Genomic DNA, 23,476 nt, shown 5'->3' with positions numbered 1-23,476 from the left:
TTAAAAATATTGTCTGGTTATGGAGTCAGCAGGCTGCGGTTGTAAATGCCCGGAGTGACCGGGTCGTCTTCAAGCCGGTACAGGTTCCATTTCTTATTGTTGGCTGCAGTGATCGCTGCGGATGAAGGCAGCGTATTGCTATCTGCTGGTTGCAAAATGCTGTTTATGCGAAGCTCTGCTTCTCCTGCCGTAGCTGCTGCAGCGCGGTTAACCAGGCTATTGACAAGGGCATCCATATAGGTTCCTGCAATCTTGTTGCTGTAACAGTACAGGTTCTTCAGAAATATGTTTTTAGATAGGTCCAGGGCTGTAAGCTGATTGGAACGGCAGTCCAGGAGTTCCAGGGCCGTATTCTCCGCTACATCCAGTATTGTGAGTTTCGAAGCGCCACAGTTTAAATGCGTAAGCGCTGTATTTTGAGATATATCCAGTGCATTAAGAGCAGTAACGCTGCAATCTAAGAATGTTAAAGCTGCATTATTCCGCGTATTCAGTATTGTAAGCGGATTATAGCTGCACTCTAATATGGTTAGCAGTGTGTTTTTTGAGAGATCGAGCGCTGTGAGTTTGTTTTCCCGGCATCTTAACTCATGCAATGCCGTATTCTTCGATAGATCCAGTGTTGCAAGCTTGTTGACCCGGCATTTCAGGTCCTGCAATGCTGTATTTTTCGATAGATCGAGCTCTGTAAGCTGGTTTCCGCTGCAATCAAGTGTTATTAGCCCGGCTGCATTTGAAACATCCAGCCCGGTAAGCTGACCGGAGGCAATGGTCAGCGTCCGGATCGTACCATAAATGGTCATTGTCTGGGATATGCCAATGGTGTAGGAAACGGCACTTCCGAAACTGTTTATTTTTTCACCGGCTTCGGGTACTTCATTGTTGTTTAGATCGATCCATACTTTGGAGCGCTCGGCAAGGGCGGCATCTACGGTTATTGATAATGTTTGTCCCGGTATTTTACCTGTAGCAAATACAACCCGTTGAGGTGTGGTATTATGGTATTCCGCTTTAGAAAGGGTATAAGTAACGCCCATGTAGGTAATAATAACGGAAGTACCGGTTTCGGTAATAGCAAAACCGGGAGTTCCGGCCGGCCCCTGTTGCCCTTCTGGCCCCGGCACCCCGGGTATGCCGGGTGCGCCCTGGGGGCCTGTAGCGGGTACCAGGTTGCCATTTTTATCAGTTACGGCAGTCCAGGTACTGCCATTGTCATAACTGATCATCCAGTAGTTGGAAGGGCTGTTTACCTGCAACAGGGGCGTAATGCCATTGGCCCCGTTTGTTCCGTTGACGCCGTCCTTGCCTGTGGCTTTGAGTTTTTGCCCGTCCTGCAGTAAAAAATCGCCAGCCAGTGTCCAGTAGTATTGGCCATCGGTGTCCTGCTTTACTCCTATGCGGGGCGCGTCAGCGCCATCTTTTCCCTTGGTGCCGTCCTTCCCGTTAGCGCCGTTGGCGCCATGCCGCAGCTCAATGGTGCTGCCATCGCTCATAGAAAGGAGATAGCCGGTGGAGATGGCGGTATAAGATTTAATGCTGATGTTTTTTTGTAATGCGGCTGCCAGTTCCTTCAGGCTTTTTATGTCGCTGTTCATACCGCTTACGGAGGATTCCAGTTTGTCGATCCGGGTTCTTTGATCGTTCAGTTCATTGCGCAGCTGGTTAAGATCCTTTTTGCTGCAGGCCGTGATGGCCAGGATCAGCAACAGGGGAAATAACAGAGATCGTTTCATAGTAGTTTAAGAATTAAATGTGCTAATCTTTTGGTATCAGTTGCATTGATATTCGTACGTATAGGTAGATAGATCACTGCTGTTTTCGCTGCTTGCCGTCATGGCTGTAATCGTTCCATTGCCGTCAAAGATATATGTATAGCTACCGGCATCTTTTTCCACTGCTGGGGTACCCGGAGGTGCGCTTGGGTCGGGATTCCTGTAGTCTGAAAAAATGCTGCTATATCTTTTTAAAAGATTTTTATTACGGATGGTTTCCACCCCGTTTTCCCAAAGATCCCAGGATTGTACATCACCGGGGCTGTAAGGCTTGCCGGTGTAATATTCATAGGTAATATCCTGGGTGTACAGGTTGCCCTCGGTGTGTTCCAGTACCATATTGCCATTGCTCCAGGTAAAGGTTCGTATGAAATTTCCGGAATGAGATTTCGCCGTCATTTTTTTTAACTGCATTCCATTGTATTCATAAGCCCTGGTTTCCCATTGTGTGCCACTGCTGTTATATTCCCGCCTCTCAAAAGCAACCAATCCATTACGGTTTAATGCATATACCGATTTCCATACCCCTTGTTTTATAATGGAATCCCCGATATAAGTGAAACTGGTAATACTGCCGTTGTGGTTTACAGATTGTAACCGGCCCTGTGCATCGTAGCTGAACATGGTGGTAATGTTCCTCGGCTCATCTATTTTTTTAATACGGCAGGCAGGCCTGGTTCCGGCCTCGTCTTTTTTACAGCCGGCAAAACCGAAAACAAATAGTAAGGCAAGAAGAATGATGCTGTATTTCATGTGAGGTAGATTTACGGGTTGTTAAATGAGTTACTGCCGGATGTTTCCGCATCGTCATAAAGTTTGTTCTTCCATAAAAAGAAGCCTGCTGCAAGTTGGGCCATGGCAAAAAATTTCACCGGCCAGTTGTACTCCCGGCCGCTTAACGGTGCTATAACAAAAAACAAAGCAGCGCAAAAGGGAATGGTAATGACGAGGATACAGCCGGCCATGCGTTTTTTTTCCTGTGGAATCGTATTTTCTGTCAGCCCGAAACAAAATACCGCTGCAAACACTCCAGCCACAGCAAAGCAGGCGATGGTAAGTGCATGTGAAGAAAAACGTAACAGCACTGCAGATAAGAGGATATCAGCAAACGCCGCGGCCAAAAGCGTCAGCAGGTTGATGCCCAGGTATCGGCCTAATGTCGATATGGTTCTCTTAAAATTCATTGATGGTGATGCCGGAACTGTACTTCTTTGTCGAGGCAGGGTTTTATCAGGTTGAAAATAGAGTCTCTTCTTTCGGAATTGTTCTTATAGCTGTCTTCCATATTCTTTTCAAATATTGTTTTGGCGGCAACAATGTTGTTCAATTCGGTATCCGTTCCGTTTTTTGCAGCCGCAATAGACTGGTCTGTCAGTGTACAATAAGTCTTTGCGGTGGTGGCAGCGTCGCTGTATGCAAGCGGTAGCATCGCAGGAAAATCATTATCGGAAGCCGCTGTAGTGGTCTGTGTGCCGGTGGAAAAAGCCTCATCGCATTTTTTCATTCCCTCCATTATGCGTTGGTAGGTTTTGTTATCCTTAAAATATTTTTCATCTACTTCTTTTTCATAGGCTTTCTTTTCCACAGCTGCGGCTGCTTTTTCAGGGGCAGTGGGCGCATTTTGCTCCTTTGCATTTAATGCACAATATTTATCAATTACGGTCTGCATATCTGCATTACTGTTACAGGATGCCATTAATATTATTGCGGTAACCGGCAAAAGAAGGAGTTTCTTTTTCATTGTGTGTGTTTTAGTTATTTGATGGCGCTGCATTCGATAAATTCATCGTTCCACAACCCTTTCAGATAAGGAGAACCGTAGGTGCCTCCGCCGGCATAGCTTTCATCAAGGGTAACCGAAGCAATATGGCAGGTGCCGTCTGTATCTTTATATAAGAGGTATATTTCGGCATTCGACCTGCGTGATACCGGGAAGCCCGTCTGGCTGTCTTTAAAAAGAGTCCACCCGGTACTGCTATTGGGGTATATTTTGTGCGAAATATAGGTAAGCCCCCACTGGCTGATATATGATTTGATCATGGGCGTAAGTTTTGCAGCGCTAAGCATGGCATCACCGGAACTGAAGGGTTTGTGCCACCAGTCGGGCAGCTTCGACAATTTCGTTTTCATCTTTTCTTTCATCTCAAGTGCTTCATATCTCTTTTTTGTATTGGCGGTAAGGGCTGCGGCGTCCTTTGTGCTGAACTGGTAGTCAAAAGTTCCCATACTTACGATATTCTTTTCATACTCCAGGGGGTTTCCCCAATCGTCAAAAGAAGGGCTCCAAAGGAGCAGTTGTATGGTATAAAGGCCGTTGGCCGGGAAATATTGACGGATGTTATTGTCCGCAGTATAAAAGTTGAGCCCCGTGGAAAAATTAAAATTGCTGATTTTTTCAGGTGTCGGGTAAACGGTTTCAAGTGTTGTGATCCTGGAGGGTTCGGCAAGCACATCAAAATTCAGCCAGGTATTTTTTTCTTCACCCTCTTTTATCAAAATGGGCCGGCTCCGGTTATAAATGGCGTACTGGACGGTCTGATCAGTTCTGAGGGCCTCTTCACTTTGGCCTTTCGGCGTTATCACCATGCCATACTTCAGGTAGTGAAATCCTTTAACAGGCTGTGCATCCATTTTAAATACTTCGGCAAGGGTTTTGCCGCCGAGTTCCAACCGCCCGTAAATAAATTCCTGGGAAGTGAAGCTTGTTTTTGCCCCGGCGTTGCTGCCGGTGAACGGCTGGTCAGAAAAATAGAATTTTGCGGCCGGCACCACCGTAAAAGGATATTTCGTATCCGCATCTTTTAAAGCGGGCGATGACGGGGGGCCTCCGGCTTCTGTACTACCGGCTGAGGGGAGTTGAACGTCTGAAGCCGCTGTGGTATTAATGGCAGCGGTTGCTTTTTGCCGCAGCTTGTTAAGTACCTGGGTATTGCCATTTATTGAAACAACAAAACTGAAAACGAGAAAAAGAGCAATGGTTTTCATATCAGATTTTTTAAGGGATGAAAATGCGCGGCTCAACTGTTCTGAATGGCGGCCACTAATTTGTCGATGTTCATCACACCATAATTGAATGTGTGTACCGAATTGTCCGACATGGTAACAAGTACTTTTTTTGAAAGAAAACTTTTTTGCGGGGCTACATTTTTGATATCGGATTTGTCCAGTTCAAGCAACCCTTTCCTGTTGTAAACAGACAGGGATAAAGAGTCGGCCCCATGTTGGGGCAGAAATAACAGGCGCTGGTTGGTTACGGTAAGCTTACCGGTGGCCGCTTTGCCGTTGGGGCCAATATAGTTGATGGCCCAGGTGTCGATGGCCGTTTCTGCGGGTTGTAGTTCTAATGACATTATTGCATTGTTTAGGAAGTAAAAAGGGGATATTGTTTTAGCTATGAGCAAATGTTTTTGGATGATCTGCAGTAAAGCTACGCCGCTGCGTTGCCGCTTTCAGATGGCATTGAGCCAACGGTGGCGGTTAATTTGTAAATGGCGAATGGGGCTCCTTTTTTTTTGCTGTGATCGGTTGAGTTTCCGGTAGTGTTTTTGGGGTAAAAGGCGATTATGCGCCCACTACCGGTGGTAACTGCCGGCACCGGGCTGCGGGTGCAAAAAGTTATTGAATTGTAGCCGTAACTTTACGGGGAAATCGAAAAACAGACCGGAAAAACTGTACTTGTCTGAAACGCTGTACCACCATACCCCTTGTCCTGCGTTATTGTGCCGCGCTGCTCAGTGCATTCATGCTGCTCTGTTCTGTTGGTGCCGGGTATGTCCGGGCCCAACCCAATCTGCTCAGTTTTGAGAACTATACCTCAGAACAGGGATTGTCGCAGAACAGTTGTTTCAGCATTGCCCAGGACGATCTGGGGTTTATGTGGTTCGGCACACAGGATGGGCTTAACCGCTATGACGGAAGATCCTTTTCCGTACTGCTTCCGCAGTCTGCCCGGGGCCGCAAATTACCTTCCAATTATATATCCTCACTGTTCTTTGATCCGTATAAGAAGCAGTTATGGGTAGGCACTATCCGCGGTGCCTGTATTTACCAATCCGCCGGCGACTCTTTAATACGCATCAGCGAACGCTATCCCTTTGCGGCTGCGCTGGAAACGATCGCCATCAAAAAAATTGTTTCGTTCAGGGAAGACGAATACTGGATCGTAACCTATAACAGGGGATTGATCTGTCTGGATACAAAAAAGGGTTCCGTTCAGTCGTTCTTTGATAATGAGCAGGACCGTAATCATGTCAATGATATTGTAGGGCATAAAGGGAAGATCATTGTTGCGCTTTTGGATGCACTGGTGGTGATGCATCCGGTAAACGCCACTTACCATGGGGCTCTTTTATATAAAGACTACCGGTTCCCGGAAATAAAATCCCTGTTTTCCTATGGCGATATGCTTTGGGTGGGTTCGCTCACGGAGGGATGCTATACGATCCGGGAGCCCCTTGAATCGGTTGCCGGTATTTCCCGCTTAAACATCAATGCGCTGGGCATCGGGTGTTTTGCCGGCGACGCGACCGGTAATGTCTGGATCGGCACGCGGGGTCGTGGTATTATCTGTTATGATCCGCATACGGGAACCCTCCGGTCCGCCATGCATAATAAATATGATGCCCGTTCGCTGGGAAAGGATTTTGTACTATCATTGTTTTGCGGCCGGCAGGGTATTGTCTGGTGTGGAGTAAGCGGAAATGGTGTGGCCAAATACGACCCGCTGCGGTACCAGTTTGGCGCTGTCAGTAATGAACCTGCCGGAAGTACCTCGTTGCCGGATAACATGATCTTTGACATTTACCGCACTACCGGTGGTACCTGTTATATCGGCACGCAGAACAGCGGGCTGCTGGAGTGGGACCGGCAGGCGCATCGTTTTTACCCCCGGGCCGGTACCGAAAAATACGGCCTGTCAAATAATACGATCTATGATATGACAGAGGATGAACGGGGTAACCTCTGGATCGCCAGCTGGGGTGGGTTGATGGAGCTGGATCCGAAAACGAAAAAGATCACGTATAAACAGGGAACGCTGCCGGTGTCAAAAAGATTGTATGCGCTTATAAAATTAAAAAATGCAGACAGCCTGTTTATCGCTTCAGAAAACGGACCGGGTTTCTTTTCCATAAAGGAAGCGGCGTGGCGTCCTTTCCCCGATACCATTTTGCGGCGGGCTTCCCTCGGTACCGGCAGCCTGCTTACGGGCCGGTATATTTACGAAGGTGCAGATAATGAACTGTGGATCTGTACCGGGGGCGCGGGGCTTGTAAGGTACAATTATAAAACGCAGGTCTTTGAAGTGATCGACCCCATAAAGAAGATCTCCATATATGCCCGTCACCTTTTTCCGGATGGGGATTACTTATGGGTAGCTACGGATAATGGGATCGCGGTCTATGACCGCAGGAAAAAACAGGTGATAAAGCACATCGTTCCGGGTCCGGCAGATGCCTCCAGGGTATGCTACGCCATTCAGAAGGATAAAGAAGGTTTTTTCTGGGTCAGCACCAATATCGGTTTGTACAGGATCCATCCCCGTACCTTCGAGGTACAGAAATATTATAACCTGGGCAATGGGCTGAGCTTCCTCGAATATAATACGGCCTGTGCGCTCACCGACCCGGATGGCACGCTCCTGTTTGGAGGAGTAGGCGGCATCACATTCTTTAATCCCTTGCAGTTGCGGCAGAACCAATTCAGCCCGGGGCCGCTGATCACCTCCGTTAAAGTAAATGACAGGGACTGGCAACCGCCCGGCAACCCCGCATTGATGCGTGCACTGGCCTTTAATCACAATCAAAATTTCCTTACCTTTTATTTTGCGGTCAATAATTTTTCCAATGAGCAGAACAACCGGTTCAGCTACCGGCTTAAGGGGCTCAATGATCATTGGAGCACTCCCGGTCCTGCAAATATTGCCAGCTTTACCAGCCTGCCGCCCGGCCAGTATGTGTTTGAACTAAAAGCCGCCAATAGTGATGGAAAGTGGAGCAACGAGGTACAAACCCTGGGGATCACCATCCGGGCACCATGGTGGCAGAGGGGATGGTTCAAAACGGCTGCCGTATTCTTGCTGGCAGGCCTGGTGTTCTTTTTTATCCGTAAAAGGGAAAGAGCCATCAAGAAAGAAGCAACATTGAAACAACAGATCGCCGAAGCGGAAATGACGGCCCTGCGGGCGCAGATGAGCCCCCATTTTGTGTTTAACAGCCTCAACAGTATCCGGGAAATGATCCTGTGCAATGACAATAAAGAAGCATCCCATTTCCTGGGAAAATTTGCGGGCCTGATCCGGACCACCCTCGACCAGTCGGGTAAGCCCTTTGTTCCGCTTCGCCAGACCATGGATCATCTTACCCGTTATATCGAAATGGAGCAGATCCGCAACGGGGAATTTACCAGCCGCATCCTGGCAGATGATGACCTGGATCCTGATGAAGTGATGATCCCCTCCATGCTGATACAGCCCTTTGTGGAAAATGCGCTTTGGCATGGGACTTCCGCTACACGGAAGAATATCAACATCCGTATTGATTTTAAAAAGGAGGGAGAACAGCTGCTTTGCATTGTGGAAGATGATGGTGTCGGCATCAGGCAGTCCCTTAAGAATAAAGTGAACGGAAGCAAAACGCATCACTCCGTTGGTATTGAAAATATTGCCAACCGCATCCGGCTGCTGAACGAAAAGTATGCGCTCAGCTGCAGCGTGCATATCCACGACAAAGCCGATCTTGATGCTTATGCCGGAACCGGAACAGTTGTGGAATTGTTACTCCCCATTAAATAAAACAGCTCATGAACCCCGTTACCGCCCTGCTTGTAGATGATGAACCCCGAGGCCTTTCCTCACTGCAGAAATTGCTGCAGCTGAATTGCCCGGAAGTAAACATCCTGGCCTGCTGCCAGGATATTGAGGACGCTGCTGAAAAAATAGAACATTTACGGCCTCAGCTGGTATTCCTGGATATTGCCATGCCCGGGAGAAACGGGTTTGACCTGCTCCGCAGCCTGGACCGGATATCGTTTGAGATCATTTTTGTAACCGCGCACAACAGCTATATGATGCAGGCCTTCCGGTTCAGCGCTGTTGATTACCTTTTGAAGCCGGTAGAGGATGAGCTCCTTGCTGAAGCGGTACAGCGGGCAGCAAAAAGGATCGCCGATAAAAGCGAAGGCATGCAGCTGAACACGTTTTTGCATAACCTGCAGCAAAATGGGGCGGTAAAAAAAATGAAGCTCTGCGTACCTTCATTAAGAGGGGTTAAAGTGATCGAGATCCCCGATATTATTTATTGTGAGGCCAGCAGCAACTACACCAACTTTTACCTGGCCAATGGCAGCACACTGTGTGCCAGCAAACCCATTTTTGAATATGAAATGCTGCTGGAAGACAGCTCTTTTGTAAGGGTGCACAAGTCATTTCTTGTCAATCTTGAGCATATTAAAGAATATATCCGGGGCGAGGGAGGAAGCGTTATCATGACCAATAATCATGAAGTAGAGATCTCCCGCAGGAAAAAGGAGCTGTTTATAAAAAGAATGCGGGAGTACTACAAATACTGACCCGCCTTTGCAGGCAAAACAGGCTATCGGGTAAAAAAGTATTAGTTTAGGATAGAATCGTTGCAGTTTTACCTGTCTTTCGTTAAAAGCGATGAATTTTCTTTAGCAGAACCTCAAACTTTAGTAAGTTTGAAAGAGGGAAGGGGCACCCTTATTTTTCCCTGTCCCGTTTCTTTAATGATTGCGAAAGACGATGGCTCATTTTTATTACAACAGGAAGATGCTGCTGGTGTTGGCCCTTTTGGCGATCACAGGCATGGTTGCATGCCTGAGCAGCCGTTCCAAAAAAGTAGATTTCAGTACGGATGTAAAGCCGATTCTGAATAAGAAATGTATCACCTGCCATGGAGGGGTTAAGGCAAAGGGCGGCTTCAGTGTATTGTTCAGGGAAGAAGCCCTGGCAAAAACAGAGTCCGGGACACCGGCCATCATACCGGGTGATCCGGACAACAGCGAAATGATCCGCCGGCTTACGCTAAAGGATCCCGAAGAGCGGATGCCTTATAAACATGAGCCGCTGAGTGAAGATGAAATTGACATCTTGCGCAGGTGGGTCAAACAGGGGGCACAGTGGGGCGATCACTGGGCTTACCTTCCCGTAAAACAAACGCCGGCGCCCGATGAGGACGACTCATGGATCCGGAATGACGTGGACCGGTTCATCTATGAAAAACTGGATGCGCAGGACCTGAAGCCCGCACCGCAGGCCGATCCGCAAACGCTCCTGCGGAGGGTAAGCCTGGATCTTATTGGGATGTATCCTTCCCCGGCAATTGCTGATCAATACCTGAAGAATCCAGACGATAAAGGGTATGAGCGGCTGGTGGATTCATTACTGGCCTCTCCGCATTTTGGCGAGAAATGGACCTCGCTCTGGCTGGATCTGTCGCGGTATGCAGATACAAAAGGGTACGAATCCGACGGCGGACGCAGCATCTGGCGGTACCGCGACTGGCTGATCGATGCGTTTAATAAAGATAAGCCCTATGATGCTTTTTTAACGGAGCAGATAGCGGGAGACCTGCTGCCCGGCGCAACCGATGCCCAGTATATTGCCACGGCCTTCAGCCGGAACAGCATGACCAATGACGAAGGCGGAACGGATAATGAGGAATTTCGTGTGGCTGCGGTGATGGACCGGGTTAATACGACCTGGGAATCAATAATGGGCACCACTTTCTCCTGTGTACAGTGCCATAGCCATCCCTATGACCCCTTCCACCATGACGAGTACTATAAGTTCATGGCGTACTTTAACAATACAAGGGATAATGATATCCCCGGCGAATATCCGGTACTGCGGGAATACAATGATTCTTTGAAGAATGAACTGGCGCAGCTGATCGGATGGATCAAAGACAATGGTACCGCAGAGCAGTCGGAGCGTGTCCGCCATTTTTTGAAAACGCTGCAGCCGGCTTTTTATGCCACCACGGCCGATAGCTTAAAGAATGCGCTCCCTACCAATAAAAATGGTCCGCTAAATATGCGTAACCAATCCTATGCCCGGCTGAAGCATATCCAGCTGGATGGTATAGGGCAGATCGTTTTTATGTTCTACTCCAACAAACCCGGGGGTAAGATCATTTTCAGAAAAGATCACCCGCAGGGAGAAGTATTGGGCACTTATGTAGTTCAGCCGGAGGGCCGGTGGCGTTATGGTATCATGGGTACCACTCCCGCAACCGGAGTGCATGATATATATGTTACTTACCAGAACCCGGGCGAGAAAGGGGAGGATATTATGGCCACTTTTGACTGGTTCGGTTTTCTCCCGGAGTTACCGGCAAAGGGTACTCCCGGGTATGATGCACATGAAAAAACGTATAGAGACCTGCTGAATGCCCCGGCCACTACCACGCCGGTGATGGTAGAAAATCCTGTTTGGATGCAGCGGGAGACACATGTATTTGAAAGAGGGAACCGGCTCACATTAGGAAAAGCAGTACAGCCCGCAGTGCCACAATCGCTGGCGTTTGCCATGCCCGCCAATGCACCCGGGAACCGGATGGGGCTTGCAATGTGGCTTACCGACAAGCGCAACCCGCTGGTGTCCCGGACCATGGTGAACCGGTTATGGGAGCAACTGTTTGGTACGGGGATCGTGGAAACACTGGAAGACATGGGCACACAGGGCATGCTGCCCACACACAGGGAATTGCTGGATCACCTTTCCTGGAAGTTTATGAACGACTATAAATGGGGCATAAAAAAACTGCTGAAAGAAATGGTGATGAGCGCTACCTACCGGCAGGACTCGAAGCTGACGGACGAACTGAAGGAAAAAGACCCGGCTAATAAGTTTTATGCCCGTGGACCGCGTGTGCGCCTGAGCGCCGAACAGTTGCGGGATCAGAACCTTTGTATCAGTGGCCTGATGAGCGGTAAAATGTACGGGCCGGGTGTAATGCCCTGGCAACCGGATGGCATCTGGCTTTCGCCTTATAATGGCGCCCGCTGGAACAACAGTACCGGGGAAGATCAATACCGGCGGGCGGTGTATACCTACTGGAAACGCACGGCTCCTTACCCCTCTATGATCTCCTTCGACGGGGTGCAGCGCGTACTGTGTACCGCGCGGCGCATCAAGACCAATACCCCGCTGCAGGCTTTAACCACGCTTAATGATTCCGCCTATATTGATATGGCGCGGCATCTGGCTTACCGGATGCAGAAAGAAGGCGGTAGTGAGGTAACTGCCCAGATCAGAAAAGGGTATCAGCTGATGCTGTACAAATCAATAAAAGAAGATAAGCTGAAAGTGTTTGAGGAGTTATATACGGAGGCCTTAAAGGAATTTAAATCGGATTCTGGAAAGACCACTGCAATGGTCGGCGGCCAGACGGAAAAAGCGGTTCCTGGTACGGCGGCCCTGGTAGTGGTGGCCAATGCGATGCTGAACCTTGATGAAGTAGTAGTGAAGAATTAAACACTGCTCAAAAACGGATTACAATGACAAAAAAAGACCTTATTGATCAGCGATTGGTAAAGGAAGCCGAGCAGATGGTGATGCACACGCATACGCGGCGCCATTTTTTAAAGGAAAGCGCCATGGGGCTGGGGGCGCTGGCTATGGGATCCCTGCTGGGCAGTTGCGGGGGGAAAAGGAAGGCCGCCCATTCCATCGCATTTGATCCGGCACACCCCTTATTGCCCAAGGCCCCGCCCTTTGTTGGCAAGGCCAAAAGCGTTATTTTTTTACATATGGCGGGGGCGCCTTCCCAGTTTGAGTTATTCGATTATAAGCCGGAGCTGGCAAAGATGGACGGGCAGGATTGTCCGCCCTCCTTCCTCGAAGGGAAGCAGTTTGCGTTTATCACCGGTGTGCCAAAAATGCTGGGGCCGCAGGCGGCCTTTGCCCGGCATGGCCAATCGGGCGCCTGGGTAAGCGAGCATCTTCCGCATTTTTCAACGGTGGTGGATGAGGTTGCGTTTTTAAAAGCGGTGACCACGGATCAGTTCAACCATGCGCCTGCGCAGTTGCTGGTGCATACCGGCGGCCCCCGGCTGGGGCGGCCCAGTATCGGCAGCTGGGTTACTTATGGACTGGGTACAGAAAACCAGAACCTGCCAGGCTTTGTGGTGCTCACCAGTGGCGGCAGCTTTCCGGATGCCGGTAAAAGCGTATGGGGAAGCGGGTTCCTGCCCTCGGTGTACCAGGGCGTTCAATGCCGGAGCGAAGGGGATCCGGTACTGTTCATCAAGGACCCGGATGGTATGAGCCGGGATCTGCGCAAAGCGTCCATTGAGGCGGTGAACAAAGCCAATATGCAGGAGTACAAAGAATATAATGACCCGGAGATCCTCTCCCGCATCTCACAATATGAAATGGCTTACCGGATGCAGATCACGGCACCGGAGGTAATGAATATTAATGATGAGCCGCAATACATACACGAAATGTATGGAACAAAACCCGGCAGGGCCTGTTTTGCAAACAATGTATTGCTGGCAAGAAAACTGGTGGAAAAAGGCGTACGTTTTGTACAGTTGTTCGACTGGGGCTGGGATGCACATGGCGATAATGCCAGCAATGCGCTTAACATTGGTATCATTAATAAATACCGGAGCGTAGATAAACCGGTAACGGCACTGTTGCTGGACCTTAAGCAAAGAGGCCTGCTGGATGAAACCCTGGTTGTGTGGGCAGGTGAGTTTGGGCGCACCCCCATGATGGAAAACCGGAATGGCGTGCAGAACCCTTTTAAAGGACGGGATCATCATACCGAGGCCTTTACCATCTGGATGGCCGGCGGCGGTATAAAGAAAGGTGCTACGCATGGCGAAACAGATGAAATCGGCTACAGCGCCGTAAGCGGAAAAGTGGATGCGTTTGATATACAGGCTACCATCTTAAACCAGCTGGGGTTTGATCATGAGCAGTTTACCTATCCCTACCAGGGGCGGCCGTTCCGATTAACCGATGTGGGTGGTAAGGTGATACAGGAAATTATTGCATAAAGGTTAAGAACGATTGTAACACATATGAATCAAAACAGGAGAAGTTTTTTAAAAACATCATCTGCCGCAGCGATGGCAGGAGTGTTTTTTCCGGCTGCCGCCACAACTGCGGGGGTGTTTTCATCGCCTGCAAAGGCCGGGTTCCGGCTGGTGATAATGGCAACCAACTGGGGTTTTAACGGGTCTGTTGACGCTTTTTGTGCAGCGGCTAAAAAGGAAGGGTATGATGGTATCGAAGTCTGGTGGCCGGCAGAAGCTGCACAGCAAAAAGAACTGTTCAGTGCATTAAAAAAGCACGATCTGCAGGTAGGGTTTCTCTGCGGCGGTTATCAACCTGATTTTAAGGAGCATTTTGAGACCTTTAAACGTGCCATAAATGCTGCAGCAACCAATAGCCTGCAGCAGCCGGTTTACATCAACTGTCATTCCGGAAGGGATCATTTCAGTTATGAGGAAAATAAAGCATTTATCGATGCTACCACCGCGCTCTCCGCGCAGACGGGGATCACTATCTGTCATGAAACGCATCGCTCCCGGATGTTGTTTGCCGCACATGTGGCGCGGCAGTTCATTGAAAAGAACCCGTCTTTAAAACTGACCCTGGACATTTCGCACTGGTGCAATGTGCATGAAAGTATGCTGGGCGATCAGAAGGAGACGGTGGCCCGGGCCCTGGAACGCACAGCGCATATCCATGCGCGTATCGGTCATCCGGAAGGGCCGCAGGTAAATGATCCGCGGGCACCGGAATGGGAGGCGGTGGTTAAACAACATTTTGACTGGTGGGATGTGGTTGCAGAACGGAAACGGAAGCAGGGAGAAATAATGACAGTGCTCACTGAATTTGGCCCGCCTGCATATATGCCGGTATTGCCGTATACCCAGCAGCCCGTGGCCGACCAGTGGGCCATCAATGTACATATGATGAAAATACTTAGAAACCGGTATCAATAGTTTATGATGATACTTGCATTTGTGGATTTTATAGGAAGATTTCACCCGGTACTGGTACACCTGCCTATTGGTGTGTTGCTGGCTGCCTGTTTGTTGCAGCTGTTTGCAAAGCGTTTTCCTTTGCTGAAGCCCTCCATTCCGGTATTGCTGTTCTGGGGTGCCATGGCCGCGATAGTCTCCTGTATTACGGGATACCTGCTTTCCCTCAGCGGCGATTATGACGGCGACCTGGTAACACAGCACCAGTGGCTGGGAATTGCCACTGCGGTTGTTTCCCTGATCTTTTACCTGTTGAACCGGTTGTCGCTGGCTTCAGGATATGCCGGCTTTTCGGCTGTGACCATTATTGCACTCATTACGGTTACCGGCCACCTGGGAGGCTCTTTAACGCATGGTGCCGGTTACCTGACCGAGGGCATAGAAGGAGATCCTGCAGCAGAAGCCGCTAAACCGATCCCCAATATACAGGAGGCGGTCTTATACGCCGATGTGGTACAACCGCTCCTGAAACGGAAATGCTACAGCTGTCATGGCAGCAGCAAGCAAAAAGGGAAACTGCGCCTGGATGAGGAAAACTATATCCTTAAGGGCGGAAAAGACGGAAAAGCGATTATAAGCGGTAAACCGGATGAAAGCGAACTGATCAAACGGTTACTGCTGCCGCTGAATGATGATGACCATATGCCGCCTAAAGAAAAACCCCAGCTTACACCCAACGAAGTGGCGATCCTGAGCTGGTGGGTAAGCACGGGCAACAGTTTTACAAAAAAAGTAAAGGAATTGCCGCAAACCGATAAGATCAAACCCGTACTGGCAGCACTGCAGTCGGGCAGCGGCGGTAGCGGCGCGGCGAAAAACACGGATGTGCCGGATGCGGAGATAAGCGCTGCGGGCGGAGACGCTGTAAAAAAGCTGACAGATGCCGGTATAATGGTCGTACCCGTTTCAAATGAAAAGAATTATTTGTCGGTGAGCTTTGTTACCGCCGGCAGCCAGGCGCGCGAGCTGGTAAAATTGCTGGACCCCCTGGAAAAACAGCTGGTATGGCTCAAGCTGGATGGCAGCAATATCGATGACGCTGGTCTGGCCGCAATTGCAAAACTGGAGGGGCTTACAAGACTTTACCTCAGCGGTACGGCAATAACCGATGCCGGTTTACAGCACCTGAAATCGTTGAAGCACTTGCAGGTGCTGAACCTGGTAGGAACAAAGGTTACGGAAAAAGGACTTGTGCAGTTGAAAACATTACCGGCATTACGGGCCGTTTATCTTTATAAAACGGATGTGAACAAAAACGCCTGGGCACAATTGAAGCAGGCCTTTCCAAAAACCATATTGGACTCCGGTGGTTACACCGTTCCAACCCTTGTTACGGATACGACCCTGGTAACTGCAGATCAGCAGAAAAAATAAAAAGCAGCCCGGTTGCCCGCTTCTTATTTGAATACCCACTATTTATTTTTGCACCGGGTACAGATGCAGGCATGCTGATGCCTGGATTTTTTCCGTTAACCTGATATACCCCCTTTTACCCTGTACTTTTATTGCCTGCCGGTTGGGGTTTCCTTATATTTTTGTAGCTTAGAAGCCAAAATTTACGAATGAAACGGATTCGCTTGTTACTGATCAGCATGCTCCTGCAGTTGACTGCGGTGGCTCAATTGAGCCCTTTTGTTCCGGGAAAAGCGGAAGCAAACGGGTTTTCAGAGGAGCGCCTGCAACGGATCGACAATGTTATACAGGGCTATGTTCAAAAAAACTGGATCAAAGGTGCAACCGCGCTGATCGCGCATAAGGGTACCATCGTTTATAATAAAGCCTTTGGGTTTGGTAATACCCGGGACCACATCCCCTTAAAGACCGATGACATTTTCCGGATCGCTTCCCAAACCAAGGCCATCACCAGCGTTGCGGTAATGATGCTGTTTGAAGAAGGAAGATTTTTGCTGGATGATCCTATTGCAAAATTCATCCCCTCTTTTGCAAATCCAAAAGTGCTGGATCAGTTTAACGCTGCAGATTCCTCCTATACCACGGTTCCCGCAAAAAGAGGGATCACCATCCGGGACCTGCTCACACATACCTCGGGGCTGGATTATGCGCAGATCGGCTCGCCTAACATGAAGGCGATCTATGCTAAAGCCGGTATCCCCGCAGGGTTTGTGATCCATCCCCGGAAGCTGGCGGATGCGATAGACAGGCTGGGAACATTGCCGCTCGTGCACCAGCCGGGTGAACGGTTCACATACGGGCTCAATACCGATGTACTGGGCCGCCTGGTAGAGGTGGTTTCCGGTATGAGCCTGGACGCATTTTTCCGCAAGCGGATCTTTGAACCGCTGAATATGAAGGATACTTATTTTCATTTACCGGATGCAAAACGCGCCCGCCTGGTAGGCGTGTACACAGAGGACCGGGTAACAAAAGCCCCCGTACCCTGGGCCGATACGACATTCCCGGGAATAACGGTTGATTACCCTGTAAATAACAATGGGTATTTTTCCGGAGGGGCCGGGCTGGTTTCGACTACTGCGGACTATGCCGCTTTTTTGCAGATGATCGTTAACAGGGGAGTGTTTAACGGAAAACGGCTGTTGTCCAGGCATACGGTTGAGATTATGACCCAAAACCAGATCGGCGACATTCCTTTTGGCAACAATAAATTTGGGCTGGGTTTTGAGATCACAACCGAAAAAGGATTCCTGAAACTGGGCCAGTCTGCCGGCAGCTTTGCCTGGGGCGGGTTCTTTGGCACTTCTTACTGGGGCGACCCGAAAGAAGAGATCGTAGCGCTGCTGTTTGTACAGCAGTGGCCGTTTTCACATGGCGAAATTGCCGATAAATTTAAAGCCCTGGTATACCAGGCACTAAAATAAATGAATACATACCTTTTACTAAATATGAAGCAATTTTTATTCCCGGCAGCATTGGCAGCCTTTGTTTTAAGTGGCTGCAGCGGATCGGCAAAAACACAGCAGACAGAAAAAAAAGTAACATTTGCCGCCAGCCCAATCGTGGCGCACAGGGGCGCTTTTAAGAAAAATCAGCTCCCCGAAAATTCCATCGCTTCCCTGAAACATGCAATAGCGCTAAAGTGTACCGGCTCAGAATTTGATGTACAGATGACCGCAGATGATTCGCTGATCATCAATCATGACCCGCATTATAATAAACTGTCTATTGAAGAAACCCGTTATGCGGACCTGGTCAAAACACCTCTTTCAAACGGGGAGCAATTGCCCACATTAAGGGAGTATCTCCTGGCTGGATTGAAGAACAACCAGTCGACCCGCCTGGTACTGGAAATAAAACCATCGGTCATCAGCAAGAAGCGGGGACAGCTGATCGCCCAGCGGGTAGTGGACCTGGTGCACAAACTGGGTGCAGCACCTATGACGGTTTATATCAGCTTTGACTATGATATATGTAAAAAAGTAAAAGAGCTGGATCCCCGGGCGCATGTGCAGTACCTGAATGGTGAAAAATCGCCGGCAGAAGTAAAGGCTGATGGCCTGGATGGGATCGATTATCATTATTCAGTATTTCAAAAGCATCCGGAATGGATCGGGGAGGCCCGGCAACACCAGGTGGTGCTGAATGCCTGGACGGTAAATACGGCAGCTGAAATGGATTGGCTTTTGGCCAACGATTTTGAATTTATTACCACCAACGAGCCGGAGCTTCTGGCAGAACGGATCAAAGCCGCCCCTGCCTCGAGGGGATGGAAGCTGGTGTGGAGTGATGAGTTTCATAAGAATGGATTGCCGGATGCAGACAAATGGGGGTATGATGTAGGCGGCAACGGCTGGGGCAACAGGGAGCTGCAGTATTATACAAAGGCTGATAGTAACAATGCTGTGGTTAAAGACGGTAAGCTCATGATCACGGCCCGCAAAGAAAAACGGGAACAGAATACCTATACCTCCGCCCGCCTGGTTACCAAGGGAAAAGGAGATTGGGTATATGGCAGGGTGGAAGTAAGCGCTAAACTACCGGTTGGCAGGGGCGTATGGCCTGCCATATGGATGCTCCCCACCGAATGGAAATATGGTGGCTGGCCGGCAAGTGGTGAAATTGATATCATGGAAAATGTAGGGTATAACCCGGATACGGTGTTCAGCAGTGTACATACCAAATCGTTTAACCATGTAATAGGCACTCAAAAAACAAAGGGTTTCTTTTTAAAGGATGCAGGAACCGCATTTCATCTGTATGCTGTTGAATGGAATAAGGACCAGGTCGATTTCTTTGTAGACGACCAGTTATTCTTTTCATTTAAGAATACCGGGAAGGGATTTGAAGAATGGCCCTTTGATCAAAAATTTCACTTACTGCTGAATATTGCTATGGGTGGAAACTGGGGTGGTGCTAAAGGGGTGGACGAGCAGCTCAGTAAAGCTATTATGGAAGTAGACTATGTACGCGTGTTTCAAAAATGATCAGGATGAAAAAGATATTCCTTATGCTTGTTGCAGTAGTTCTTACCGGGATGACCCAGGCCCAGGATTACTCCCTGTTTCAGAAATTTAAATTGATACAGAATGGTGATACCCTGCCCTATCGTTTATTATTGCCGGAGAACTACAACCCCAAGAAGCAATATCCCCTGGTACTATTCCTGCATGGGCGGGGAGAAAGCGGCAATGATAACGAAGCGCAATTATTGCACGGAGCCTCCTTGTTTTTAAAAGCAGAGAACCGTAAAAATTACCCGGCCATTGTTGTGTTTCCGCAGAATGCAGTAAGATACTACTGGAGCAATGTTCAAACGGTTGCAGATTCCAATGGCAGGCGAAGCTTTTATTTTGTAACAGGCGGGGAACCCTCTCCCAGCATGCGCCTCGTGATGGCGCTTGTAGACAACCTGAACCGGCAGTACCAGATAAAGCAAGACCAGGTATATGTGATGGGACTGAGCATGGGAGGAATGGGCACTTTTGAAATAGTGAACCGTATGCCGGGTACCTTTGCTGCAGCCGTTCCTATCTGTGGTGGTGCAGACCCCGGCATTGCCGGAAACCTGCAAAACACCGCCTGGTGGGTATTTCATGGTGGTAAAGATGACGTGGTATTGCCCGAGTATTCCCGCAGGATGGTGGAGGCCATGAAGGCAAAAGCAGTTCCCGTCCGGTTCACCGTTTATCCGGAAGCGGGGCATAACAGCTGGGATGCAGCATTTGCCGAACCCGGACTGTTAAAATGGCTTTTTTCGCATAAAAAGAAATGATAATTTTAATAAAAAGCCCAACAATTAATTTCCACCAGTGTTAATTTATCATGAATTAGCAATTGGTTAATGGCCCGTTGTGCTGTTCATAGATAGATTTGCAGGAGGATAAATGGGAAGGCGGTGCTAACACTCATTCGTTTTCAGAGGGTAAAAAAGCAAGCAACTTTTGCCATTTATTTCATATCTTACGGTTATGAATAAATAGTTTAGAGTGATGAAGAATACATATCGTTTAATAGGATTTGTGATTTTAGGAATCGCTGCGTCTGCGGTTACAGGTGCAGTATGTGAAGCGCGCAGAAGAAATGCGATGAAACGATTGCTGGATACCGCAAATGAGGGCTATGAAACTGCACATGACATTATTTACCCCGAAAAAGGGCATCGTCGTGCCAAAAAACTCCGTTACGGCCCTGTTTACCCGGGCATGTAATCCGGAACCAGCCAGCCCGTAAGATTTGAGAAGCCTTATCGGATTGACGAATCCCCAATATATAATTTTGAGACCATGCGTCGGTTGCTCCGGTTTCTTTTATTAAGACCTGTTTTATGGGCTGCCAGAAAATTTGATTCCAGTCCTGATAAGGCCCGGATCTATGATGCACTGACCCGGCTGTTCAATCATATTTTAAATAATCCCGGAAAGCTGGGGCCTGTAATTGATTTCGACAGCCAGTCCGGTAAGCTCATTATATTTTCTGACCAGCACAAAGGCGCCCGTAACGGCGCTGATGATTTTGCGGTGGCAGCTCCGGCTTACCTGGAGGCGCTGAAATATTATAATAAAGCCGGCTTCCTTTTTATTAACCTCGGCGATTGCGAAGAGCTTTGGGAAAATACGCTTTCCAGGGTCAAGAAATACAATGAAGCAGCTTTTGCAGCAGAAAAAGCATTTGTACAAAGAAACGCTTTTGTAAAAGTGATCGGCAATCATGATCTGTATTGGGCAAATGACCCCCTGGCAGGACTGGAACTGGAAGCGGTGTATGGACGGAAAATAAAGGCCAGTGAGGGCGTGATCCTCAATACCGGGATCAATGGAGAAGGATTAAGGATCTTTTGCACGCACGGTCACCAGGGTGATGCCAACAGTGACGGTAACTGGTTCACAAAATTCTTTATTTCCCGGATCTGGGGACCACTCCAGTCGTACCTGCGGATCAACCCCAATGAGCCCTCTAACAATGCCTATAAAAAAACGGTTCATAATGAGATCATGTACGAATGGTCGGCAGAGCAGGATCATATCCTTTTGATAACCGGTCATACGCATCAGCCGGTGTTTGAATCGCTGACGCATATTGAACGGCTATACCGACAGATGGATATTGCAAAAAGCGATAACGACAACGAAACGATCAAAAAGATCCAGGAGGAAACCAACCTCTACCAGGACCGGTTCAATAGCCTGGTATTTGACTATAAGAGAATGCTGCCTACCTATTTTAATACAGGGTGCTGTTGTTTTTCAGATGGGGATATTACCGGTATTGAGATTGAGAGTGGGGTGATCCGGCTGGTAAAATGGAAAGCCGCCGACCAGGGGGCGGGCAGGACCGTGCTGGAAGAAATGTCCCTTGCTGCAATTACAGCCGCTATAAGGAGATAGGTACTCGCCAGATTCAGGTATATGCACCTGTTGCCGGTGAAGCTATCTTCACGGCTTAAATTTATTTTCATGGATCGCCGCCGTTTTATTCGTCAGAGCGCATTGTCTGCCGGAGCCCTGGTTGTTTCGGGCCATCCTCGGTTCAATCCTTATCCTTTAAAAAAGCCGGAAGTTATTGTAATTGGAGCTGGGTTCGCCGGCCTGGCAGCAGCATACCGGCTAAAAAAGAAGGGCTGTGCAGTTGTGGTGATCGAAAGCCGGAACAGGATCGGGGGGCGTGTTTTTTCGCACCGGATCAGCAATGACCTTGTGGTTGAGCTGGGTGGCGAATGGGTGGGCAACTCGCACACCCGCATGCGGGAGCTTTGTACTGCGTTTGGCCTGGCACTGGAAAACAACCAGATGGATACCCACCTTGTTTACAAAGGAGAATACCATAGAGCCGGGGCCTGGGATTACAGCGATGCATGGAATGAGAAATTTAAAAAGATCCTGGAGGCCTACCCGCATTTAAAGGAAACGGATAAACAAAAACTGGATCAATATGATTGGTGGCGCTTCCTGGTGAACAATGGTTGTACCGGCCGCGATCTTGATATCCGGGAATTGCTGGACAGTACGGATTTTGGGGAAAGCATCCGCCATGTCTCAGCCTTTGCGGCTCTTGCAGAGTATGTGGAAAGCAGCGAAAAGAACGAGATGGATCTCAAAATAAAAGGGGGTAATGCTATACTGGCCGATAAATTAAGGGAGCAGATCGGCGCAGAGCATATCTATTGCGATCATCATGTTTCCCATATTGTTCAAAATAACCGGGTAGAAGTGGTTTGTACCAATGGAAAGAAATTTACCGGTGATCAGCTGATCTGTGCCATACCAACCGCCTCGGTTCAGAAGATCAGCTGGAGCCCCGGCCTGCCGCCTTCCTTATCGGCTGCATTAAACGAACTGCAATATGCAAGGATCAATAAACATGCCCTGCATTTTACAAAGCGGTTCTGGAAGGAGGAAGCGTTTGACCTGGTATCGGACCAGTCGCCCCATTATTTTTATCATGCTACCAAAAATCAGCCCTCAGCAGAAGGGGTGCTGATCGCTTACAGCATCGGGGATAAAGCGGCATCCAATGCCAACCAGTCTGATGCGTTTTTAGCAGGCGATGTGTTTCGTTGCCTGGAACCTCATTTTGGTGATCTGCGGCCGCTGCTGAAAAGCCAGGCAAATTATTACTGGGGTAATGATGCCTATTCGTATGGAGCATATGCGCTTTACGGCGTTGGTCAGTGGTTTAAACTAATGCCGGAACTAAAACGGAAATTCCTGCATACGCATTTTGCAGGAGAGCACCTGGCCGACTGGCAGGGGTTTATGGAAGGCGCTATCAACACCGGCGAAGCCGCTGCGGATGCGGTATTGGGATAAAGCTGTATCAAAAACTTAGCCCCGCTACCTGGCCTGGATGCAACACCGGCAAATGGAAAACATTGTCTTCTGTATTGAAGTGATATTTTTACGCGCAATACAGGACGGAGACTAAGAGCCTGCTTAAAATTCATTCAATGGCTTTATTATGGCTGTTTTGGGCTGCAACTGCGTTAAATTTTTCGCCATAGTGGCCTGCTATGCCTGCAAAATTTTCCTTGTTTCGCTCCAAAATAGCTTCATAATAAATTCCATCAATAAAATTTAAACAGGCTCTAACAAATGAGAAAAATTTTATTGACTATGGGAGGTGGCTTTTTATTGGCAACGGCTGGTGCGCAACAGCCTGCAACACGGAGCCAGGCAAAGATAGAGGCGGGCCCCGGTGGTACCGGCTTTGGATACGAAGCTAAATTAGCATCCCGGTTTACCATCGATGTAAATACAGGCATAGGCGGGAAT

Annotated in this window: 19 protein-coding genes; 13 read left to right on the top strand and 6 right to left on the bottom strand. The window is 48.8% G+C overall.

Annotated elements, in window-relative coordinates:
- Positions 1-17: 17 nt before the first annotated feature.
- From BLS44_RS24950 to BLS44_RS24925, 6 genes are read right to left on the bottom strand one after another with little or no spacing between them, the layout of a single operon-like run.
- Positions 18-1,733: a PL29 family lyase N-terminal domain-containing protein gene (locus BLS44_RS24950; RefSeq protein WP_090393486.1), complete on the bottom strand. Its 1,716-nt coding sequence runs from the start codon at positions 1,731-1,733 to the stop codon at positions 18-20.
- Positions 1,734-1,769: 36 nt separating this feature from the next.
- Positions 1,770-2,525 carry a hypothetical protein gene (locus tag BLS44_RS24945; protein WP_090393485.1) on the bottom strand — a complete coding sequence of 252 codons (756 nt, stop codon included), beginning with the start codon at positions 2,523-2,525 and terminating at the stop codon, positions 1,770-1,772.
- Positions 2,526-2,536: 11 nt separating this feature from the next.
- Positions 2,537-2,956: a hypothetical protein gene (locus BLS44_RS24940; protein WP_090393484.1), complete on the bottom strand. Its 420-nt coding sequence runs from the start codon at positions 2,954-2,956 to the stop codon at positions 2,537-2,539.
- Complete coding sequence (locus BLS44_RS24935) at positions 2,953-3,513, bottom strand: hypothetical protein (protein WP_143019930.1); 561 nt, start codon at positions 3,511-3,513, stop codon at positions 2,953-2,955. The genes BLS44_RS24940 and BLS44_RS24935 overlap by 4 nt, the downstream gene beginning before the upstream one ends.
- Before the next feature lie 14 nt (positions 3,514-3,527).
- On the bottom strand, positions 3,528-4,757 hold the full coding sequence (locus tag BLS44_RS24930; protein ID WP_090393482.1) for a hypothetical protein: 1,230 nt from the start codon (positions 4,755-4,757) through the stop codon (positions 3,528-3,530).
- A 32-nt stretch (positions 4,758-4,789) separates the two neighbouring features.
- On the bottom strand, positions 4,790-5,122 hold the full coding sequence (locus BLS44_RS24925) for a hypothetical protein (RefSeq protein WP_090393481.1): 333 nt from the start codon (positions 5,120-5,122) through the stop codon (positions 4,790-4,792).
- Positions 5,123-5,514: 392 nt separating this feature from the next.
- Between BLS44_RS24925 and BLS44_RS24920 the strand changes: the two genes are divergently transcribed.
- From BLS44_RS24920 to BLS44_RS26365, 13 genes are all read left to right on the top strand, one after another.
- Positions 5,515-8,562, top strand: coding sequence for a ligand-binding sensor domain-containing protein (locus BLS44_RS24920; protein ID WP_090393480.1), 3,048 nt, complete (start codon positions 5,515-5,517; stop codon positions 8,560-8,562).
- 8 nt (positions 8,563-8,570) lie between these two features.
- Entirely contained in the window at positions 8,571-9,338 is a 768-nt protein-coding gene (locus BLS44_RS24915) for a LytR/AlgR family response regulator transcription factor (protein ID WP_090393479.1), read from the top strand.
- Between the two features lie 193 nt (positions 9,339-9,531).
- On the top strand, positions 9,532-12,267 hold the full coding sequence (locus BLS44_RS24910) for a DUF1553 domain-containing protein (protein ID WP_245729423.1): 2,736 nt from the start codon (positions 9,532-9,534) through the stop codon (positions 12,265-12,267).
- 23 nt (positions 12,268-12,290) lie between these two features.
- Positions 12,291-13,799: a DUF1501 domain-containing protein gene (locus BLS44_RS24905; RefSeq protein ID WP_090393478.1), complete on the top strand. Its 1,509-nt coding sequence runs from the start codon at positions 12,291-12,293 to the stop codon at positions 13,797-13,799.
- A gap of 24 nt (positions 13,800-13,823) precedes the next feature.
- Positions 13,824-14,753, top strand: coding sequence for a sugar phosphate isomerase/epimerase family protein (locus BLS44_RS24900; protein ID WP_090393477.1), 930 nt, complete (start codon positions 13,824-13,826; stop codon positions 14,751-14,753).
- Between the two features lie 3 nt (positions 14,754-14,756).
- On the top strand, positions 14,757-16,166 hold the full coding sequence (locus BLS44_RS24895) for a c-type cytochrome domain-containing protein (RefSeq protein ID WP_090393476.1): 1,410 nt from the start codon (positions 14,757-14,759) through the stop codon (positions 16,164-16,166).
- Between the two features lie 188 nt (positions 16,167-16,354).
- Positions 16,355-17,629: a serine hydrolase domain-containing protein gene (locus BLS44_RS24890; RefSeq protein ID WP_090393475.1), complete on the top strand. Its 1,275-nt coding sequence runs from the start codon at positions 16,355-16,357 to the stop codon at positions 17,627-17,629.
- Positions 17,630-17,653: 24 nt separating this feature from the next.
- Entirely contained in the window at positions 17,654-19,192 is a 1,539-nt protein-coding gene (locus BLS44_RS24885; protein ID WP_090393508.1) for a family 16 glycosylhydrolase, read from the top strand.
- Between the two features lie 5 nt (positions 19,193-19,197).
- Positions 19,198-19,980 (top strand): carboxylesterase family protein, encoded by a 783-nt coding sequence (locus BLS44_RS24880; protein WP_090393507.1) that lies wholly within the window; start codon positions 19,198-19,200, stop codon positions 19,978-19,980.
- A gap of 217 nt (positions 19,981-20,197) precedes the next feature.
- Positions 20,198-20,416, top strand: coding sequence for a hypothetical protein (locus tag BLS44_RS24875; RefSeq protein WP_090393474.1), 219 nt, complete (start codon positions 20,198-20,200; stop codon positions 20,414-20,416).
- Between the two features lie 75 nt (positions 20,417-20,491).
- Positions 20,492-21,592 carry a metallophosphoesterase gene (locus BLS44_RS24870; RefSeq protein ID WP_090393473.1) on the top strand — a complete coding sequence of 367 codons (1,101 nt, stop codon included), beginning with the start codon at positions 20,492-20,494 and terminating at the stop codon, positions 21,590-21,592.
- A 69-nt stretch (positions 21,593-21,661) separates the two neighbouring features.
- Positions 21,662-23,014, top strand: a complete 1,353-nt coding sequence (locus BLS44_RS24865) for a flavin monoamine oxidase family protein (protein ID WP_090393472.1) — start codon at positions 21,662-21,664, stop codon at positions 23,012-23,014.
- Positions 23,015-23,296: 282 nt separating this feature from the next.
- Positions 23,297-23,476, top strand: a 180-nt coding sequence (locus BLS44_RS26365; protein ID WP_143019929.1) for a hypothetical protein, incomplete at its 3' end; no start/stop codon positions are given.

Source organism: Niabella drilacis (genome assembly GCF_900101395.1).
GTDB classification, from domain to species: Bacteria; Bacteroidota; Bacteroidia; order Chitinophagales; family Chitinophagaceae; genus Niabella; species Niabella drilacis.
Note: the sequence above shows the minus strand (reverse complement) of the source record. Positions and strands in the feature narration are given on the sequence as shown.

Coding starts and splice junctions, on each gene's coding strand:
- BLS44_RS24950 (WP_090393486.1), bottom strand. CDS start 1,733: ATGAAACGATCTCTGTTATTTCCCCTGTTGCTGATCCTGGCCATCACG.
- BLS44_RS24945 (WP_090393485.1), bottom strand. CDS start 2,525: ATGAAATACAGCATCATTCTTCTTGCCTTACTATTTGTTTTCGGTTTT.
- BLS44_RS24940 (WP_090393484.1), bottom strand. CDS start 2,956: ATGAATTTTAAGAGAACCATATCGACATTAGGCCGATACCTGGGCATC.
- BLS44_RS24935 (WP_143019930.1), bottom strand. CDS start 3,513: ATGAAAAAGAAACTCCTTCTTTTGCCGGTTACCGCAATAATATTAATG.
- BLS44_RS24930 (WP_090393482.1), bottom strand. CDS start 4,757: ATGAAAACCATTGCTCTTTTTCTCGTTTTCAGTTTTGTTGTTTCAATA.
- BLS44_RS24925 (WP_090393481.1), bottom strand. CDS start 5,122: ATGTCATTAGAACTACAACCCGCAGAAACGGCCATCGACACCTGGGCC.
- BLS44_RS24920 (WP_090393480.1), top strand. CDS start 5,515: ATGCTGCTCTGTTCTGTTGGTGCCGGGTATGTCCGGGCCCAACCCAAT.
- BLS44_RS24915 (WP_090393479.1), top strand. CDS start 8,571: ATGAACCCCGTTACCGCCCTGCTTGTAGATGATGAACCCCGAGGCCTT.
- BLS44_RS24910 (WP_245729423.1), top strand. CDS start 9,532: ATGGCTCATTTTTATTACAACAGGAAGATGCTGCTGGTGTTGGCCCTT.
- BLS44_RS24905 (WP_090393478.1), top strand. CDS start 12,291: ATGACAAAAAAAGACCTTATTGATCAGCGATTGGTAAAGGAAGCCGAG.
- BLS44_RS24900 (WP_090393477.1), top strand. CDS start 13,824: ATGAATCAAAACAGGAGAAGTTTTTTAAAAACATCATCTGCCGCAGCG.
- BLS44_RS24895 (WP_090393476.1), top strand. CDS start 14,757: ATGATGATACTTGCATTTGTGGATTTTATAGGAAGATTTCACCCGGTA.
- BLS44_RS24890 (WP_090393475.1), top strand. CDS start 16,355: ATGAAACGGATTCGCTTGTTACTGATCAGCATGCTCCTGCAGTTGACT.
- BLS44_RS24885 (WP_090393508.1), top strand. CDS start 17,654: ATGAAGCAATTTTTATTCCCGGCAGCATTGGCAGCCTTTGTTTTAAGT.
- BLS44_RS24880 (WP_090393507.1), top strand. CDS start 19,198: ATGAAAAAGATATTCCTTATGCTTGTTGCAGTAGTTCTTACCGGGATG.
- BLS44_RS24875 (WP_090393474.1), top strand. CDS start 20,198: ATGAAGAATACATATCGTTTAATAGGATTTGTGATTTTAGGAATCGCT.
- BLS44_RS24870 (WP_090393473.1), top strand. CDS start 20,492: ATGCGTCGGTTGCTCCGGTTTCTTTTATTAAGACCTGTTTTATGGGCT.
- BLS44_RS24865 (WP_090393472.1), top strand. CDS start 21,662: ATGGATCGCCGCCGTTTTATTCGTCAGAGCGCATTGTCTGCCGGAGCC.